Source organism: Bradyrhizobium sp. USDA 4532 (assembly GCF_024171315.1).
GTDB lineage: Bacteria > Pseudomonadota > Alphaproteobacteria > Rhizobiales > Xanthobacteraceae > Bradyrhizobium > Bradyrhizobium australafricanum.
This window is the reverse complement of record NZ_JALJZN010000001.1, coordinates 7,045,288-7,062,500: the sequence shown is the minus strand read 5'-3', so window position 1 is coordinate 7,062,500 and position 17,213 is coordinate 7,045,288. Positions and strand designations below refer to the sequence as shown.

Genomic DNA, 17,213 nt, shown 5'->3' with positions numbered 1-17,213 from the left:
GAAGCGAGCGCCGAAATGATCCCGGAGATAATGAATGGCTCAGGCGAATTGCTTCGCTTGATCCAAACTCGGATCGATCTCCTCTTTACGATGTCAGAAAACACGCACGTCACCGTCCATCCGGACCAATGAGTGCGAAGTGATGTTTCGCGGACGAAATGAACGAGGCGCTATCGAGCTTCAATTCCATCTGGTGGAGCCAGACGGGATCGAACCGACGACCTCATGCTTGCAAAGCACGCGCTCTCCCAGCTGAGCTATGGCCCCGTACCAGAAGACGAATGCTCCGCACTCGATCAAAATGGTGGGCCTGGGAAGACTTGAACTTCCGACCTCACGCTTATCAAGCGCGCGCTCTAACCAACTGAGCTACAAGCCCCTAACACGAGAGACATGCCGGCGCGCACTCAACCTGAAGTCGGTACATCGCACAGCGCTCAGCCCCTGGCGCGTGTTCGTCCGCGAAGAAAGAGAAACGAAGACGGCGAAATCCCGCCAATGGAGCTCAACAATCCTGAAACTGTTGGCCCCTGAATGTTTCTAAAACGATCCGATAGATAGCGTGAGCTGATCTGAAGGATCATCCTTAGAAAGGAGGTGATCCAGCCGCAGGTTCCCCTACGGCTACCTTGTTACGACTTCACCCCAGTCGCTGACCCTACCGTGGCCGGCTGCCCCCTTTCGGTTAGCGCACCGTCTTCAGGTAAAACCAACTCCCATGGTGTGACGGGCGGTGTGTACAAGGCCCGGGAACGTATTCACCGTGGCGTGCTGATCCACGATTACTAGCGATTCCAACTTCATGGGCTCGAGTTGCAGAGCCCAATCCGAACTGAGACGGCTTTTTGAGATTTGCGAAGGGTCGCCCCTTAGCATCCCATTGTCACCGCCATTGTAGCACGTGTGTAGCCCAGCCCGTAAGGGCCATGAGGACTTGACGTCATCCCCACCTTCCTCGCGGCTTATCACCGGCAGTCTCCTTAGAGTGCTCAACTAAATGGTAGCAACTAAGGACGGGGGTTGCGCTCGTTGCGGGACTTAACCCAACATCTCACGACACGAGCTGACGACAGCCATGCAGCACCTGTCTCCGGTCCAGCCGAACTGAAGAACTCCGTCTCTGGAGTCCGCGACCGGGATGTCAAGGGCTGGTAAGGTTCTGCGCGTTGCGTCGAATTAAACCACATGCTCCACCGCTTGTGCGGGCCCCCGTCAATTCCTTTGAGTTTTAATCTTGCGACCGTACTCCCCAGGCGGAATGCTTAAAGCGTTAGCTGCGCCACTAGTGAGTAAACCCACTAACGGCTGGCATTCATCGTTTACGGCGTGGACTACCAGGGTATCTAATCCTGTTTGCTCCCCACGCTTTCGTGCCTCAGCGTCAGTATCGGGCCAGTGAGCCGCCTTCGCCACTGGTGTTCTTGCGAATATCTACGAATTTCACCTCTACACTCGCAGTTCCACTCACCTCTCCCGAACTCAAGATCTTCAGTATCAAAGGCAGTTCTGGAGTTGAGCTCCAGGATTTCACCCCTGACTTAAAGACCCGCCTACGCACCCTTTACGCCCAGTGATTCCGAGCAACGCTAGCCCCCTTCGTATTACCGCGGCTGCTGGCACGAAGTTAGCCGGGGCTTATTCTTGCGGTACCGTCATTATCTTCCCGCACAAAAGAGCTTTACAACCCTAGGGCCTTCATCACTCACGCGGCATGGCTGGATCAGGCTTGCGCCCATTGTCCAATATTCCCCACTGCTGCCTCCCGTAGGAGTTTGGGCCGTGTCTCAGTCCCAATGTGGCTGATCATCCTCTCAGACCAGCTACTGATCGTCGCCTTGGTGAGCCATTACCTCACCAACTAGCTAATCAGACGCGGGCCGATCTTTCGGCGATAAATCTTTCCCCGTAAGGGCTTATCCGGTATTAGCTGAAGTTTCCCTCAGTTGTTCCGAACCAAAAGGTACGTTCCCACGCGTTACTCACCCGTCTGCCGCTGACATATTGCTATGCCCGCTCGACTTGCATGTGTTAAGCCTGCCGCCAGCGTTCGCTCTGAGCCAGGATCAAACTCTCAAGTTGGACTTGAAACCTTGAACCGGCTGATCACAACGTTTGACGAGGTCCCACCATTCTTCGTCGACCGAAGTCAACGAGCCGCCTGCGATTCACATCGTTGGCAGCGATGGTGTAACCTTTAAAACGTGTACCGCCGAAGTCTTTCGTCCACTCTCAGAAGTCAAAAGCCGAAGCTTTCAAGTATTCCGAGAGACGCAAGGACTCCGCCGTCCACGTTTCTCTTTCTTCATCTTCACTTGTCAAACAGCCCGGGATCCGATGACCCCACACCCTTGGAGGGTGGTTCTACCCTTCACCGGCCGACGGTGAACTTCAACCGATTTATGTCGGCTGTTGTGTCACTCATCGAAGTGAGGAGCATCAGTGGCGCGTTCGCTCGCCTTGGTCAGTGACCCGGCGGCGCCGCGCTCAGTGGTTGGTTTATAGTCCGCACCCCTCGGGATTGTCAACGGCCATTGTCAACAAATCGTCGCACGCCCAAATCGCTTGTGCAGTGCGAAGAAATTCTCGTGCTTTCCGTGGCTTAGGTCGGAGGTAAAAATTCGCCAGCCAGCCCTCGCGGCAAAAAACTTTAAAAAAAGTTCGTCGCCGGGCGGCCCGTGAGGCCCTCCAAAACGGGTTCCGACCGCCCCGGGGCCGGGCGGCGCGCATCGACCTGCTTTCAGGGAAGCTTTTCCACCTCAAATGCCGCACTTGAGCCACAATCCTGCGACGTTCTGGCTATAACGAATGCATTGAACCGCTCGTAACCTGTGGGGGCTGGGGCGGTTTTTCTGGGGGACCAGGCGATTTTCTCCAAAAATCCGTCGCCTCTTCCCTTCGCGGCCGAGCAACATCGAGAGATCTGCACACCATTGACGTTCGAGATCGCGGCTAGCTAATGGCCATCGGCTTCTCGAATTCGATGCGTGTAGCTCGCCACACTGCCGCGATTCCTCTTCGGGGGATCAAGGTGGGGACGAGGACGAGCTGAGGTCGATCGCAGTTGCTGGAATTTGGGGGGATATCGGGTTGAGCCAACGGGCGTCACGCGGAAGCGGAATTGGGCGCGAGACCGGGATGATCGATCTCGGTCACGAGCCGCCGCTTTCAGTCGACGGCACCGAGGCCGCGGTGATCGACCGTCGCCGTGTCTCCGTCCAATGGTTTAGCGGCACCATTCTGACTGGACTATGTGGCGCGGCCCTGATCGGCGGCGCCGTTTTTGCGTCGCTCGACGGCGAGATGACCTTCGCCAAGGTGCCGGAGCGTGTCGAAGGCGCGCTCCGCGGCGCGTTCACCGGCAACGATCGCGTCGTCAGCCTGCACAAGGGTGACCGCCTGCCGCCGCCCAGCGAATCCTCCGCCTCCCGCAGCCTGGTGCGCGTGTCGACCGTGACCCGCGTCGGCAATCGCGACGTGATGCGGGTGCGGCCCTTCATCCGAATTTCCGGCAATCTCTCGATGACCACGAGCGACCTGTCGGCAAAAATCCCTGCGTTCAACGCGCAGCGTCTCTTGACCGATGTCGGCTCCGACACGCCGGCGGCGGCCGAGGATCCGAATGCGGCGGCCGAGCCCGACGCCGAGGTCTCGTTCGTCACCAAGGATCTCGGCTCCGTGCTGCCGAAAGCCAAGCTCGCCGCGGTCGTCGCGCTCGACGACGTGCTGATGCGGGTCCGCGACGCCGCCAACTGGCGCGGCTCCGGCGGCTCGGTGCGCTACGCTTCACTCGCCAATGCCGCGGCTGACGCGAGCGGCGCCGGCCCCGACATGAGGATGGCCTACGCCACCGAGGGCAACACCTCCGATCCCTATGCCGGCTTCGAGACCCGCGTGGTGCCGGAAAACGTCACCCTGCTGCCGAAGACCAAAGAGCAGGTCACCGGCGGCAATCCGGTCGGCGAGCGGGTTCACCTCGTCAGGAAGGGCGACAGCATCACCTCGATCCTGCGCGATCAGGGCGCAACGCCCGACGAGGCGAAGGCGATCGCCGCAACGCTCGGCCCGCGTGGCCGCGAGGGCGGCCTGAAGGAAGGCCAGAAGGTACGGATCCTGATGGCGCCGGCCGCGCCCGGACCGAATGTCAGGCTGCAGCCCTATCGCGTGATCGTCGCCAACGAATCCGTCATCGAGGCCGTCGCTGCGCTGTCCGATCTCGGCAAATACGTTGCCGTCGACGTGCAGAGCATGAACACCGTCACCGAGACCGCCGACAATTCCAGCGACGATGACGAGGATGATGGCAGCGGCGTGCGGCTCTATCAGAGCATTTACGAGACCGCGCTGCGCAACAAGGTGCCGCCGACCGTCATCGAAGACATGGTCAAGATCTACTCCTACGACGTCGATTTCCAGCGCAAGGTCCAGCCCGGCGACTCGTTCGACGTGTTCTTTGCCGGCGAGGACGAGGGCGTCACCAGCACCGAAAAGACCGAAGTGCTCTACGCCGCGCTGACCGTGGGCGGCGAAACCAAGAAATACTACCGATTCCAGAGCTCCGACGACGGCCTCGTCGACTACTATGACGAGACCGGCAAGAGCGCGAAGAAGTTCCTGGTACGCAAGCCGGTCAACAACGCGATCATGCGTTCGGGCTTCGGCGGCCGCCGCCACCCGATCCTCGGCTATGTGAAGATGCACACCGGCGTCGACTGGGCCACCGCCTACGGCACGCCGATCTTCGCGTCCGGCAATGGCGTGCTCGAGAAGGTCGGATACGAGGGCGGTTACGGCAAATATATCCGCATGAAGCATGCCAATGGCTACGAGACCGCCTACGGCCACATGTCGGCCTTCGCCAAGGGCATGGAGATCGGCAAGAAGGTGCGGCAGGGCCAGGTGATCGGCTTCGTCGGCTCGACCGGCCAGTCGACCGGCCCGCACGTCCACTACGAAATCCTGGTCAACGGCCGATTCGTCGACCCGATGCGCGTGAAGCTGCCGCGCGGCCGTTCGCTCGAAGGCCCGATGCTGGCGAACTTCGAGAAGGAGCGCGACCGGATCGAGGCCCAGATGTCCAGCCGCGGCAGCTCGCGAATCGTCTCGGACGCCACCAGTTCCACGTCGCAGACGCGCTCCACCACCAACCGCTGACGGCGGAAACCTCGCTCAGGAAGCCGTTCCATCCGGAACCATCCGCGCCCGTCAGGCTTTGTCCGCTTAGGTAAACCTTGCAGAGGAGGCGCGCATGGCAAGCCTCACCCGCGACGATGTGCTGAAGGCCGTCGGCTCCGCCGACGACGTCACGATCGCGAGGATTATCGCGTCGGGGGCGACGATCACCGAGCTTGCCGAGGCGCAAGCCTGGCTCGCCAATGACGAGCCGCTGATCAATGCCGGCAAGCCGCTGGCCACCGGCCGCGCCCGCGAGCTGGTCGATATCCTGTCCGAACTCGAGCCCGGCGAGGACGACGAGCCGTCACCGCCCATCGCCCCGCCGGAATGACGGGTCCGGCAAGATTTACGGCGCGAGGCTGGCGCAGATCAGGAACACGATCCCGATCGCGGTCAGCCCGAACGCCACGGATGCGAGCGGGAGCAGCATGTCGATGGTGGCATGGGTGCTGTTGATCGTGCTGCCCCAGACCGCGAATTCGCCGGTCCGCCACTCCCGGAACGGAATCGACCGCTGATGCAGGTTGTGCCGATCGTCGTATTTCTGCCGGATCAGCGAAAGCACCCACGGCAACAGCACCGCGACGAACAGCGATACGCTGACGAACATCAGCGACAGCTCGACGTCGTCCTGACGGTCGAACAATATCCATGCCGCCACCGCGAACCACCGGCGGCTACGCCGTAGACGCGGGGATGAAGATCGTCATAGACGGGCCGGTTATGGGCAATGAGGTCTCTGCTCATGCAATTCGCCTGCTGCTGAGGGCGACCGGAGGTGTGGCTTTGCAGGATGATGCAAGGCGGCGCGCGAATCAGCGATGCGATTCGGACCGAATACTTCCCTTTGCAGCTGCGCGGGACGTTTGCCACGCCAGCCGATCATCAGGATGAAAACGAACGCCGTCCCGAGGCGGTTTCATTAATTCGGGCTCACAAAACCGGCCGCCGAACAGGAACTCCGTCGCATGCGGCCCGCCGATGTCATGGCGATGGATGCGGCCTGTCGCCAGGCCGCATCCGGTTTCGCTATCGAAACGCTCAGTTCAGCTTGCGCTTCGAGACCGGGGCCTCGAACTGCACGATCTCGGCGGTTTTGGGCACCTGACCGTTGAAGGTCAGCACGTTGCCCTTCTCCGAGATCACGACATGATCGCCGTCCTTGACCTCGCCGGCGAGGATCATCTCGGCCAGCGGATCCTGCACGCTGCGCTGGATCACCCGCTTCAGCGGGCGGGCGCCGTAAGCCGGATCCCAGCCCTTCTCCGCGAGCCAGTCCCGCGCCTTGGGGTCCAGCGTGAGCTCGATCTTGCGATCCTCGAGCAGCTTGGTCAGCCGCGCGAACTGGATCTCGACGATACGGCCCATCTCGCTCTTCTGCAGGCGGTGGAACAGGATGATCTCGTCGATGCGGTTCAGGAATTCCGGCCTGAAATGCGCCCGCACGACGCCCATCACCTGATCGCGGACCGCCGCGGTGTCCTCGCCCTCCGGCTGATTCACCAGGAACTCCGAACCGAGATTCGAAGTCATGATGATCAGCGTGTTGCGGAAGTCGACGGTGCGGCCCTGACCATCGGTCAGGCGGCCGTCGTCGAGCACCTGCAACAGCACGTTGAAGACGTCGGGATGCGCCTTCTCGATCTCGTCGAACAGCACGACCTGGTAGGGCCGCCGGCGCACGGCTTCAGTCAGGGCACCGCCCTCGTCGTAGCCGACATAGCCGGGAGGCGCGCCGATCAGCCGCGAGACCGAGTGCTTCTCCATGTACTCGGACATGTCGAGGCGGACCATCGCGGTCTCGTCGTTGAAGAGGTCAGCGGCGAGCGCCTTGGTCAGCTCGGTCTTGCCGACGCCGGTGGGGCCTAAGAACATGAACGAGCCGGTCGGCCGGTTCGGATCCTGCAGGCCCGCGCGGGCACGGCGCACGGCGGTTGCCACCGCACGCACGGCTTCAGCCTGGCCGACGACGCGCTTGGCGAGACTGTCCTCCATTTTCAGGAGCTTGTCCTTTTCGCCCTCGAGCATCTTGTCGACCGGCACGCCGGTCCAGCGCGAGACGACCTGCGCGATGTGGTTGGCGGTGACCGCCTCCTCCATCATCTCGCCGCCGCTCGGCTTGCTGTTCGCTTGCGCCTCGATGTCGGCGAGCTTCTTTTCCAGCTCGGGAATCCGGCCATAGGCCAGTTCGCCCGCCTTCTGGAATTCGCCGCGACGCTGCGCATTGGCCAGCTCAACGCGGAGCGCGTCGAGTTCGCTCTTCAGCTTCTGGGCATTGGAGAGCTTGTTCTTCTCCGCGCTCCAGCGCGCCGTCAGCGCCGTCGATCGCTCCTCGAGCCCTGCGAGTTCCTTCTCCAGGGTCTGCAAGCGGCTCTTGGAGCCGGCATCGTTCTCCTTCTTCAGCGCCTCCTGCTCGATCTTCAGCCGGATGATGTCGCGATCGAGCGAATCGAGCTCTTCCGGCTTCGAATCAACCTGCATCTTCAGCCGCGCCGCCGCCTCGTCCATCAGGTCGATGGCCTTGTCCGGCAGGAAGCGGTCGGTGATGTAGCGGTTCGACAGCGTGGTCGCGGCCACCAGCGCGGAGTCGGTGATGCGCACGCCGTGATGCTGCTCGTATTTGTCCTTGAGGCCGCGCAGGATCGAGATGGTGTCCTCGACCGTCGGCTCGCTGACATAGATCGGCTGGAACCGGCGAGCCAGCGCCGCATCCTTCTCGACATGCTTGCGGTACTCGTCGAGCGTGGTCGCACCGATACAGTGCAACTCACCACGCGCGAGCGCAGGCTTCAGGAGGTTGGACGCGTCCATTGCGCCGTCGGTCTTGCCGGCGCCGATCAGGGTGTGCATCTCGTCGATGAACAGGATGATGCCGCCCTCGGCCGACGAGACCTCCTGCAGCACGGATTTCAGCCGCTCCTCGAACTCGCCGCGATATTTCGCGCCGGCGATCAAGGCGCCCATGTCGAGCGACAGCAGCTTCTTGTCCTTCAAGCTCTCCGGCACGTCGCCATTGAGGATGCGCAGCGCCAGGCCCTCGACAATGGCGGTCTTGCCGACGCCGGGTTCACCGATCAGGACGGGATTGTTCTTGGTCCGCCGCGACAGAACTTGAATCGTGCGGCGGATCTCCTCGTCGCGGCCGATCACCGGGTCGAGCTTGCCGTCGCGCGCAGCCTGGGTCAGGTCGCGGGCATATTTCTTCAGCGCGTCGTAAGCGTTCTCGGCGGTCGCACTGTCGGCGGTGCGGCCCTTGCGCAGCGCTTCGATGGCCGCGTTCAGGTTCTGCGCCGTGACGCCGCCCTTGCTCAGGATCGAGGCCGCCTCGCTGCCCTTCTCGAGCGTGAGCCCGAGCAGCAGCCGCTCGACGGTGACAAAACTGTCGCCGGCCTTGTCGGCGGCCTGTTCCGCCGCATCGAAGGCACGCGCCAGCTCCGGCGACAGGTAGACCTGTCCGGCGCCATTGCCCGAGACCTTCGGCAGCTTGTTCAGCGCCTCTTCGGTCGCTTTCAGGATCGCTCCGGAATTGCCGCCGGCACGGTCGATCAGACCGCCGGCGAGCCCCTCATTGTCGTCCAGCAGCACCTTCAACAGATGCAGCGGCGAGAACTGCTGGTGACCGTCGCGCATTGCGAGCGACTGGGCAGACTGGATGAATCCGCGCGCGCGCTCGGTGTACTTCTCAATGTTCATTCGTTTTCCCTCGGCCTGCCGTCACCACCCATTCAGGCATGGTTCCGGCATCTTCATTGGGTTTCCGCGGGCCGCGTTGACGTTCCTCAACCAGCCTCTGGTCGTCGCCATCATTTTTCAGGCTTGCCGCAGATGTGGGCACTTGGTTCCAAAACGGAAGAGCCACAGCCTGCGATTTCGCCCGGTGAAGCTCAGCGCCGCACGATGGCGACAAGGTAGCGGCAAGGCTGAGCGGTTTCGTTACGGAAGACGATGTCCGACGGCGGACCGAGCTCGACGCGGTCGCCCGCAGCGAGCTCGTGGCGCTCCGCTCCTTCCATCAAGGTGAGGCGGCCGCTGATCACCCAGACCACCTGGCGGACCAAGTGATAGGCGCTGGCGGGGAAGCCGGCTTCCTGCCTCGCAGGCAGTTCGATCTCCACCAGCTCCAGCGGATTGGCCGGATGCAGGAACACTTGCCGCCGCAGATAGGCCGCCTTCGGATCTCGCCACACCGGCTGATCCTTGGCCCGCTGCAGGCGGGAATTTCGTGAGGCAACCTCGAACAGCGCGGCCATGGTCAGGCCATAGGCCGTGGCGATCCGCGACAGCGTCGCCGCCGTCGGGCTTGCCTCCGCCCGCTCGATCTTGCTGAGCATGGCCTTGGACACGCCCGCCCGCCCGGCGAGGTCCGCCAGCGACCAGCCGCGGCCCTCCCGTTCGGCGCGAACCCGCCGCCCGAGAGCCTCATCGGCCTTGTCCTCTATAATTGACATATCGTCTTATATAATAGACGATGGGGATCCGTTCAAGAGGCCCGTCAAGGAACCACCGATGATTATCCGCCCCGCCACAGAGCAGGACATCCCTGCGATTACCGCGATCTTCAACGAGGCGGTCGCCAACTCGAATGCGATCTGGACGGAGAAGCAGGATTCCGAGGCCGAGCGGCTGGCCTGGATGACGGCGCGGCTGGCTCTGGGCTATCCCGTGCTGGTGGCCGTCGAGGGGACGACGGTGCTCGGCTACGGCACATTCGGCGACTTCCGGGCCTTCCCGGGCTACCGCTACAGCGTCGAGCACAGCGTCTATATCCATGCCGATCATCGCGGCCGCGGCCTCGGCCGGATCATCGTCGACGAGCTGATCGCCGCGGCCACCGCGCTCGGCAAGCACGTCATGATCGCCGGCATCGACGGCGGCAATCTCGCCTCGCTGCGGCTGCACGCGCGGGCCGGCTTTGTCGAGGTCGCCCGGATGCCGGAGGTCGGACGCAAATTCGGCCGCTGGCTCGATCTCGTGTTCATGCAACGCCTGCTGGACGCTCCTGGAGCGGCGCGCGCCGACTAGTACCTTCCCGCGGGCGGCAGTTCTCCTCGCACGCCAAACAGGCTAGAGCGGGCGAATGGACAACACGCACGCTTCCTCTGCCCGGATCACCGGCATCTATCGCTACCCCGTCAAGGGTCTCACGCCCGAGCCGCTGCCGCACGCAGAGCTCAAGGCCGGCGAGACGCTCCGCTCCGATCGCCGCTATGCGATCGAGAACGGCCCGAGCGGTTTCGATCCCTCGGTGCCGAAATGGCTGCCGAAGCCGCATTTCCTGATGCTGCAGCGGGACGAGTGGCTGGCGCCGCTGCGCGCCCATTTCGACGATGACAGCCATGTGCTGACGCTGCGCCGGGATGGCGCGATGGTGGCCCAGGGCGACCTCGAGACCGCGGAAGGCCGCGCGGCGATCGAACGCTATTTCGCCAATCGTCATACCGGCCAGATCAAGGGCCCGCCCAAGGTGCTGGTCAGCCCCGGGCACAGTTTCTCCGATGTGCCGCGCAAGGTGGTCTCGATCATCAATCTGGCCAGCCTGCGGGCGATCGAGGAGATGGTGCAGGCGCCGGTCCATCCGCTGCGCTTCCGCGCCAACCTCTATGTCGAAGGCTGGCCGGCCTGGCATGAAGCCAGCCTGCTCGACCAGACCATCGCGATCGGCAGCGCCCGGGCCAGGGTGGTGAAGCGCATCACCCGCTGCGCCGCGGTCAATGTCGATCCCGACACCGGCGCGCGCGACCTCTCGGTGCCGAACACGCTGATGCAGCGTTTCGGCAACAATGAGTGCGGCATCTATGCCGAGATCATCAGCGATGGCGGCGCCGCCGTCGGCGACACGATTGCCGCTGAGGGACCTGTAGCGTCGTAGGCCGGGCAAGGCGCGTGCGCGCCCCGCCCGCTTTCGAGCGATCAGTTGGTCGGCATCACATAGGCGTAGATGCGGCCGCGCGAGACCCGCGTCTCGCGGACGCGGTGGCCGCTGTTGCCCGAGATCATGATCGGATTGCCCTTGGCATCGACGCCGGTGATGATGCCGACATGGCCGCCGCCGCGGCGGCTCATCACGGCGATGGCGCCGACCTGCGGTCCCGAAACGCGCGTGCCGTATTTGGCGAACGAGCTCGCCATGTCGGAGCCGGTGCCGCGATGGCCGGTGTGCTGCAGCACCATGTTCATGAAGCGGGCGCACCACAGGCTGGAGCGGCCGGTCGGATTGCCGCCGAGATAGCGGCGCGCCTCGGCCACGATGCCGGACGAGCCGAAGCCGCTTGCCGCAATCACGCCGCCCGTGTTGGGCACGGGGTCAGCGCTGCCGGGCAACGGCGCTGCGTTGGTTTCGATGATCCCGCCCGGCTGCGCGAGTGCGCGGCGCTCGGCGCGCGACAGCCGCGCTGCGGGCCGATAGTGATGACGGGCATAATGACGCGCGTGATGGCCGGCATGGGCCGAATGCGCGTGACGGGAATGATGCGGACGGGCGGATGCCGGTGCGGCGGAGATCACGGCGAGAGTGAGCGAACACAGAGCCAGCGCCAAAACACGAAGTGACCGGCGACACGCAAGCAACTGAACCATACTTCACTAGATCCTCTGTAACGCCCCCCAATTCCCCGTCGCGTTCCCGGGGGAACACGGCGGTGGTTTTGAAAATCGGGATGGCGCGAGGAAGATTTCATGCGGCACTGCGGGACCAATTTCTTGGTCATTCCGCGATGATTCGATGACGAGAAAGGAACCGGAACTGCCGCATTGCGGCCTCGAAAATTAACTGCAAATCTGGAGGCGGCCAACGAGAGGAGAATTTCAATGCCCTACGCCACGACGAAAGATCATGTCCGCCTCCACTTCGAAGAGGCCGGCAGCGGAACCCCGATCATCTTCCTGCACGAGTTCGCCGCTGATCACACCAATTGGGAGCCGCAGATGCGCTACTTCGCGCGCGGCCACCGCTGCATCGCCTATTCGGCGCGCGGCTACACGCCGTCCGACGTGCCTGCGAGTGCCGACGTTTACACCTACCAGCACTTCTATACCGACGCGCTCGCCGTGCTCGACCATCTCGGCATCGCCAAGGCGCATTTCGTCGGGCTCTCGATGGGCTCCTATTCGTCGCTGCAGATCGCCCTCAACGCGCCGGAGCGCGCGCTGTCGATGACGCTGGCCGCGGTCGGCTCCGGCTCAAGCCTCGAGCATCTCGATGCCTTCCGCGCGCAGTGCCGTGCCAATGCCGAGCAATACGAGAGCATCGGCGCGGTCGAGGTCGCCAAGGTGACGCGCGAAGCGCCGAGCCGGATTCCGTTCCTGGTCAAGGATCCGCGCGGCCACGCCGATTTCTACGCCGCGCTCGCCCGCCACGACGCCAGAGGCTCAGCCAACACGATGCGCAGCTTCCAGGGCGGCAGGCCCTCGATCTACACCATGACCGACGCCATCAAGCGCGCCGCGACGCCGGCGCTGATCCTGTGCGGCGACGAGGACGACAATTGCATCGCGCCCAGCATGTTCCTGAAGCAGCATCTGCCGGCCGCCGGCCTCTCGTTCTTCCCGAAGTCGGGCCACGTGCTCAACCTCGAGGAGCCGGCGCTGTTCAACGAGATGGTCGAGCGCTTCATCGCGCTGGTCGAGGCCGGCCGTTGGCCGGTACGCGATCCGCGGTCGCTGGTGGCGGCGCCGGTGTAGTCCTGTCATTCCGGGGCGATGCGCAGCATCGAACCCGGAATCTCGAGATTCCGGGTTCACACTTCGCGTGCCCCGGAATGACGCCATGACGTCACTTCCCCTGCCCACCCCGGCTGAGCAGGAACACGCCCTGCTCGCCGAACATGTTCCACACCCACCACGGCAGGTTGAGCGGCACCGGACGGCCGTAGAGATCGAGCGCCACCGCGCGCTCCATCTTGACGTTGATCTCCTCGCAGAGCTGCACGAAATCCTTGATGGTGCAGAAGTGGATGTTCGAGGTGTCGTACCAGCTCGCCGGCAAATTCTCGGTGCGCGGCATGTGGCCCCCGATCAACAGCTGCAGCCGCATCTTCCAGAACCCGAAATTCGGGAACGAGACGATGGCGCGCTGGCCGATGCGCAGCAGATTTTCCAGCACCACCTTGGGCTGCCGCGTCGCCTGCAAGGTCTGCGACAGGATCACGTAGTCGAACGCATCATCCGGATAATTGACGAGGTCGGTGTCGGCATCGCCCTGCACCACCGCGAGCCCCTTGGCGACGCAGCCATTGACACCCTCGCGCGACAGCTCGATGCCGCGGCCGTCGATGCCGCGGCTTTCCAGCAGTTGCAGCAATTCGCCGTCGCCGCAGCCGACATCGAGCACGCGCGAGCCCGGCCGCACCATGTCGGCGACCAACAGATGATCGGTGCGATAGCCGCCGGTCCGCTCCGGCGCGATACCCGGCAAGGGCAATGTCTGCTGCATGCTCATGACCGGCCGCCGTCCTTCAGTCCGCGCGCCTTGGCTGCGGCCAGCAGGAAGGCACGGGAGATCTCGAGGAATTCGGGCACGTCGAGCAGGAAGGCGTCGTGCCCCTTGTCGGTCTCGATCTCGGCGAACGACACCCGCGCGCTCGACGCGTTCAGCGCATGCACCAGCGCGCGCGATTCCGAGGTCGGAAACAGCCAGTCGCTGGTGAACGACACCACGCAGAACCGGGTCTGGATGCCGGTGAACGCCTTCGCCAGCACGCCGTTGTGGTCGGCGGCGATGTCGAAATAGTCCATCGCGCGGGTCAGATAGAGATAGGAGTTGGCATCGAAGCGCTCGACAAAGGACGAGCCCTGGTAGCGCAGATAGCTCTCGACCTGGAAATCCGCATCGAACGAGAAGGTCGGCAGCTCGCGGTCCTGCATCCGCCGTCCGAACTTGCGGTGCAGCGCGGCGTCCGAGAGATAGGTGATGTGCGCGGCCATCCGCGCCACCGCCAATCCGCGGTGCGGATGGGTGTCCTCGTCGACATAGCGGCCGCCGCGCCAGTCCGGATCGGCCATCACGGCCTGGCGGCCGAGCTCGTGGAACGCGATGTTCTGCGCCGAGTGGCGCGTCGAGCAGGCGATCGCGAGCGTCGAGAACACGCGCTCCGGATAGGCCGCGGTCCATTGCAGGACCTGCATGCCGCCCATCGAGCCGCCGACCACGCAGAACAGCGTCGTGATGCCGAGACGATCGATCAGCATCGCCTGCGCACGCACCATGTCGGGGATGGTGATGATCGGGAAATCGAGTCCCCACACCTTGCCGGTCGCGGGGTTCAACGACGCAGGGCCGGTCGAGCCCATGCAGCCGCCGATCACATTGGAGCAGATGATGAAGTACTTGTCGGGATCGATCGGCCGGCCGATGCCGACCATGGTCTCCCACCAGCCGGGCTTGCCAGTGACGGGATGGATGTTGTTGACATGCTGATCGCCGGTCAGCGCGTGGCAGACCAAGATCGCGTTGGAGCGGTCGGCATTGAGCTCGCCATAGGTCTGGTAGGCGATCTGGAATGGTGCGAGATCGACGCCGCAATCGAGCTTGAGCGGCTGGTCCATCCCGAACTTCGCCACCAATGACGACGGATGGTCGGCCTCATGGGCGCGATCATCGCTCGGGGTTTGTGGGCTCGGTATCGGACGCACGTTGCTCATCTAGGCGACCCTGCCTCCGCGCGGGAGGGCTCGACGGACCTCAGGCCAATAAAAAACCCGGCCTGAACAAAGGTTCGGCCGGGAGCTGATAAGGTCCCCGGCCTGTTTAGCGAGTTGTTTAACGTGGCTGCAAGCCGGCCGGCTCAAATGACCACGGGACGCAGGGAACGTAGTCCCCACGCCCCCCGCCGTCAAGACAGCCCTGCCCACGGCCAATTGGTTAACCGAATGCGCAAGGCACGCCTGCGACGTTTCTCTTTGCTTTCGCTGCCCGTCTTTCCTAATCAGGGACCCTGTCCGACGCGGCACCGGGCCGCCCCGACGACAAGGTTTGAGAGCATGTCCAACCCACCCCCGTCGCCGCCCTCGCTGCAGGATCTGCGCAAGGAGATCGATGCGATCGACGAGCAGGTACACCGCCTGTTGATGGCGCGCGGCGACATCATCGACCGCCTGATCCAGGTCAAGAAGACCCAGGAGGTCGGCTCGGCATTCCGCCCGGCACGCGAGGCCAGCATGATGCGCGAGCTGGTGCGGCGTCATCGCGGCATCCTGCCGCTCGACACCATCGAGAGCATCTGGCGCGTCATCATCTCGACCTTCACCTATGTGCAGGCGCCGTTCGCGGTGCATGCCGATGTTTCGGTCGGCGAGTCGGCCATGCGCGACTCGGCGCGGTTTCACTTCGGCTTCGTGGTGCCTTACGTGTCGCATTTCAGCGCACAGGCCGCGGTCGAGGCGGTGGCGAAGTCGAAGGGCGACCTCGCGCTGGTCTCCGCGATCGCAAGCCGTACGCCGTGGTGGAATGCGCTCGAGGCCAGTGGCGCGCCGAAGATCATCGCGCGGCTGCCGTTCCTCGAACGCGCCGACCATCCCGCCGCGCTGCCGGTGTTCGTGATCTCGCGGGTCGCCGACGACGCCATGGTCACCGAAGTGCAGACCTGGAGCGTGCGCGTCTCCGGCTGGAACGCCGATGTCGCCCGGGCGCTTGCGCCGCTCGCCGAGATCGTCGCGGTCCCCGACACCGCTTTCGACGGCGCGGCGCTCCTGGTCTCGGTCACCGGACAAGACCTTAAGAACAAGGGTTTCGAGGCCATCAAGCTCGCCCTGATCAAGGCCGGCGCCTCGGTCCGCTCGTCGGCCCTCGTCGGCAGCCACGCAACGCGCTATACGGTGCCCTCTAACGGATCGGCCAGGACCTGAAGTAAGAGCCAGCCGCCCGTCCAGGCTTTTGTTTTGACGCGTTTTCTTCACGCGAACCGGTATCCACTTCGCTCGAAAACGCTCTGTTCGGAGTTGATGATGTCCCGCCCCGTGCCGAACCCCGGCATCCTCGATATTGCGCCCTACACGCCCGGCAAGAGCCCGGTGCCGGAACCGGGCCGCAAAGTGTTCAAGCTGTCCGCCAACGAGACGCCGTTCGGGCCGTCTCCGAAGGCGATCGCGGCCTACAAGGCGGCGGCTGACCATCTCGAGGACTATCCGGAGGGGACCTCACGCGTGCTGCGCGAGGCGATCGGCCGCGCCTACGGGCTCGATCCCGACCGCATCATCTGCGGCGCCGGCTCCGACGAAATCCTCAACCTGCTGGCGCACACCTATCTCGCGCCCGGCGACGAGGCGATCTCGACCACCCACGGCTTCCTGGTTTACCCGATCGCCACCATGGCGAACGGCGCCAGGAACGTGATCGCGGCCGAGACCAATTTCACGGCCGACGTCGACGCCATACTCAAGGTGGTGACGCCGCGCACGAAACTGGTCTGGCTCGCCAACCCGAACAATCCGACCGGCACCTACATCCCGTTCGACGAGGTCAAACGGCTGCGCGCCGCGCTGCCGTCGCATGTGCTGCTGGTGCTCGACGCCGCCTATGCCGACTACGTCTCGCGCAACGACTACGAGCTCGGCATCGAGCTGGTCGCGACCACGGACAACACGGTGGTGACGCACACCTTCTCGAAGATCCACGGCCTTGCGGCGCTGCGGATCGGCTGGATGTTCGGGCCGGCGCATATCGTCGATGCCTGCAACCGTATCCGCGGTCCGTTCAACGTCACGACGCCGGCGATGCTGGCGGCGGTGGCGGCGATCGAGGACTCGGCGCATGTGCAGATGTCGCGAACCCACACCGAACAATGGCGCAACTGGCTGACCGAGCAGATCGGCAAGCTCGGGCTGAAGGTGACGCCGAGCGTCGCCAATTTCGTGCTGATCCATTTCCCGACCGACACGGGCAAGACCGCGGCGGAAGCCGACGCCTATCTCACGCGGCGCGGCCTCGTGCTGCGCGCACTCAACAATTACAAGCTGCCGCATGCGCTGCGCATGACCATTGGCACCGAGGAGGCCAACCGCCTCGTGGTCGAGGGGCTGCGCGACTTCCTGGCCGGAAAGTGACA

The 17,213-nt window shown here is 63.8% G+C and carries 13 protein-coding genes, 2 tRNA genes, 1 rRNA gene and 1 riboswitch; of the genes, 7 read left to right on the top strand and 9 right to left on the bottom strand.

All coding sequences use genetic code 11. The annotated features are described in order from the left end of the window. Nucleotides 1-191: 191 nt before the first annotated feature. The 3 genes from J2R76_RS32435 to J2R76_RS32425 form a co-directional block, all read right to left on the bottom strand. Nucleotides 192-267: transfer RNA gene (locus J2R76_RS32435), tRNA-Ala, on the bottom strand. A gap of 35 nt (nucleotides 268-302) precedes the next feature. Further along, nucleotides 303-379 (bottom strand) — tRNA-Ile (locus tag J2R76_RS32430). Nucleotides 380-590: 211 nt separating this feature from the next. After that, a 16S ribosomal RNA gene (locus J2R76_RS32425) occupies nucleotides 591-2,079 on the bottom strand. 1,008 nt (nucleotides 2,080-3,087) lie between these two features. Here J2R76_RS32425 and J2R76_RS32420 point away from each other — a divergent pair. Beyond that, a complete protein-coding gene (locus tag J2R76_RS32420) occupies nucleotides 3,088-5,151 on the top strand; it encodes a M23 family metallopeptidase (protein WP_057017855.1) in 2,064 nt (687 codons plus the stop codon). A 94-nt stretch (nucleotides 5,152-5,245) separates the two neighbouring features. Next, nucleotides 5,246-5,503, top strand: a complete 258-nt coding sequence (locus tag J2R76_RS32415; protein WP_057017856.1) for a hypothetical protein — start codon at nucleotides 5,246-5,248, stop codon at nucleotides 5,501-5,503. Between the two features lie 15 nt (nucleotides 5,504-5,518). On the opposite strand, the gene J2R76_RS32410 is transcribed toward J2R76_RS32415, so the two are convergent. The 3 genes from J2R76_RS32410 to J2R76_RS32400 form a co-directional block, all read right to left on the bottom strand. Next, nucleotides 5,519-5,833 carry a hypothetical protein gene (locus tag J2R76_RS32410; protein WP_141340954.1) on the bottom strand — a complete coding sequence of 105 codons (315 nt, stop codon included), beginning with the start codon at nucleotides 5,831-5,833 and terminating at the stop codon, nucleotides 5,519-5,521. Between the two features lie 380 nt (nucleotides 5,834-6,213). Then, nucleotides 6,214-8,865 carry an ATP-dependent chaperone ClpB gene (gene clpB / locus J2R76_RS32405; protein WP_253625370.1) on the bottom strand — a complete coding sequence of 884 codons (2,652 nt, stop codon included), beginning with the start codon at nucleotides 8,863-8,865 and terminating at the stop codon, nucleotides 6,214-6,216. Between the two features lie 191 nt (nucleotides 8,866-9,056). After that, on the bottom strand, nucleotides 9,057-9,620 hold the full coding sequence (locus J2R76_RS32400) for an XRE family transcriptional regulator (RefSeq protein WP_076827465.1): 564 nt from the start codon (nucleotides 9,618-9,620) through the stop codon (nucleotides 9,057-9,059). A gap of 58 nt (nucleotides 9,621-9,678) precedes the next feature. Between J2R76_RS32400 and J2R76_RS32395 the strand changes: the two genes are divergently transcribed. Both J2R76_RS32395 and J2R76_RS32390 read left to right on the top strand, forming a co-directional pair. After that, nucleotides 9,679-10,194 carry a GNAT family N-acetyltransferase gene (locus J2R76_RS32395; RefSeq protein ID WP_076827463.1) on the top strand — a complete coding sequence of 172 codons (516 nt, stop codon included), beginning with the start codon at nucleotides 9,679-9,681 and terminating at the stop codon, nucleotides 10,192-10,194. Nucleotides 10,195-10,249: 55 nt separating this feature from the next. Beyond that, nucleotides 10,250-11,041, top strand: a complete 792-nt coding sequence (locus J2R76_RS32390; protein WP_057017861.1) for an MOSC domain-containing protein — start codon at nucleotides 10,250-10,252, stop codon at nucleotides 11,039-11,041. Between the two features lie 41 nt (nucleotides 11,042-11,082). Here the strand turns inward: J2R76_RS32390 and J2R76_RS32385 are convergent, their stop codons facing one another. Beyond that, entirely contained in the window at nucleotides 11,083-11,748 is a 666-nt protein-coding gene (locus J2R76_RS32385; RefSeq protein ID WP_076827461.1) for a TIGR02594 family protein, read from the bottom strand. Nucleotides 11,749-11,979: 231 nt separating this feature from the next. Here J2R76_RS32385 and J2R76_RS32380 point away from each other — a divergent pair, with 231 nt between their 5' ends. Next, entirely contained in the window at nucleotides 11,980-12,852 is an 873-nt protein-coding gene (locus tag J2R76_RS32380; RefSeq protein ID WP_076827459.1) for an alpha/beta fold hydrolase, read from the top strand. A 91-nt stretch (nucleotides 12,853-12,943) separates the two neighbouring features. On the opposite strand, the gene metW is transcribed toward J2R76_RS32380, so the two are convergent. After that, nucleotides 12,944-13,609 carry a methionine biosynthesis protein MetW gene (metW, locus tag J2R76_RS32375; protein WP_057017864.1) on the bottom strand — a complete coding sequence of 222 codons (666 nt, stop codon included), beginning with the start codon at nucleotides 13,607-13,609 and terminating at the stop codon, nucleotides 12,944-12,946. Next, nucleotides 13,606-14,811, bottom strand: coding sequence for a homoserine O-acetyltransferase (locus J2R76_RS32370; RefSeq protein ID WP_253625369.1), 1,206 nt, complete (start codon nucleotides 14,809-14,811; stop codon nucleotides 13,606-13,608). The genes metW and J2R76_RS32370 overlap by 4 nt, the downstream gene beginning before the upstream one ends. Nucleotides 14,812-14,896: 85 nt before the next feature. Next, nucleotides 14,897-14,976: riboswitch (SAM riboswitch) on the bottom strand. 174 nt (nucleotides 14,977-15,150) lie between these two features. Between J2R76_RS32370 and J2R76_RS32365 the strand changes: the two genes are divergently transcribed. Continuing rightward, nucleotides 15,151-16,014: a chorismate mutase gene (locus J2R76_RS32365; RefSeq protein ID WP_253606686.1), complete on the top strand. Its 864-nt coding sequence runs from the start codon at nucleotides 15,151-15,153 to the stop codon at nucleotides 16,012-16,014. Between the two features lie 99 nt (nucleotides 16,015-16,113). Continuing rightward, nucleotides 16,114-17,211: a histidinol-phosphate transaminase gene (gene hisC, locus J2R76_RS32360; protein WP_253626104.1), complete on the top strand. Its 1,098-nt coding sequence runs from the start codon at nucleotides 16,114-16,116 to the stop codon at nucleotides 17,209-17,211. Nucleotides 17,212-17,213 lie beyond the last annotated feature (2 nt).

What these genes read in the sequence shown, in the direction of transcription:
- J2R76_RS32415 (WP_057017856.1), top strand. Translation starts at nt 5,246, where the DNA reads ATGGCAAGCCTCACCCGCGACGATGTGCTGAAGGCCGTCGGCTCCGCC.
- clpB (WP_253625370.1), bottom strand. Translation starts at nt 8,865, where the DNA reads ATGAACATTGAGAAGTACACCGAGCGCGCGCGCGGATTCATCCAGTCT.
- J2R76_RS32400 (WP_076827465.1), bottom strand. Translation starts at nt 9,620, where the DNA reads ATGTCAATTATAGAGGACAAGGCCGATGAGGCTCTCGGGCGGCGGGTT.
- J2R76_RS32395 (WP_076827463.1), top strand. Translation starts at nt 9,679, where the DNA reads ATGATTATCCGCCCCGCCACAGAGCAGGACATCCCTGCGATTACCGCG.
- J2R76_RS32390 (WP_057017861.1), top strand. Translation starts at nt 10,250, where the DNA reads ATGGACAACACGCACGCTTCCTCTGCCCGGATCACCGGCATCTATCGC.
- J2R76_RS32385 (WP_076827461.1), bottom strand. Translation starts at nt 11,748, where the DNA reads ATGGTTCAGTTGCTTGCGTGTCGCCGGTCACTTCGTGTTTTGGCGCTG.
- J2R76_RS32380 (WP_076827459.1), top strand. Translation starts at nt 11,980, where the DNA reads ATGCCCTACGCCACGACGAAAGATCATGTCCGCCTCCACTTCGAAGAG.
- metW (WP_057017864.1), bottom strand. Translation starts at nt 13,609, where the DNA reads ATGAGCATGCAGCAGACATTGCCCTTGCCGGGTATCGCGCCGGAGCGG.
- J2R76_RS32370 (WP_253625369.1), bottom strand. Translation starts at nt 14,811, where the DNA reads ATGAGCAACGTGCGTCCGATACCGAGCCCACAAACCCCGAGCGATGAT.
- J2R76_RS32365 (WP_253606686.1), top strand. Translation starts at nt 15,151, where the DNA reads ATGTCCAACCCACCCCCGTCGCCGCCCTCGCTGCAGGATCTGCGCAAG.
- hisC (WP_253626104.1), top strand. Translation starts at nt 16,114, where the DNA reads ATGTCCCGCCCCGTGCCGAACCCCGGCATCCTCGATATTGCGCCCTAC.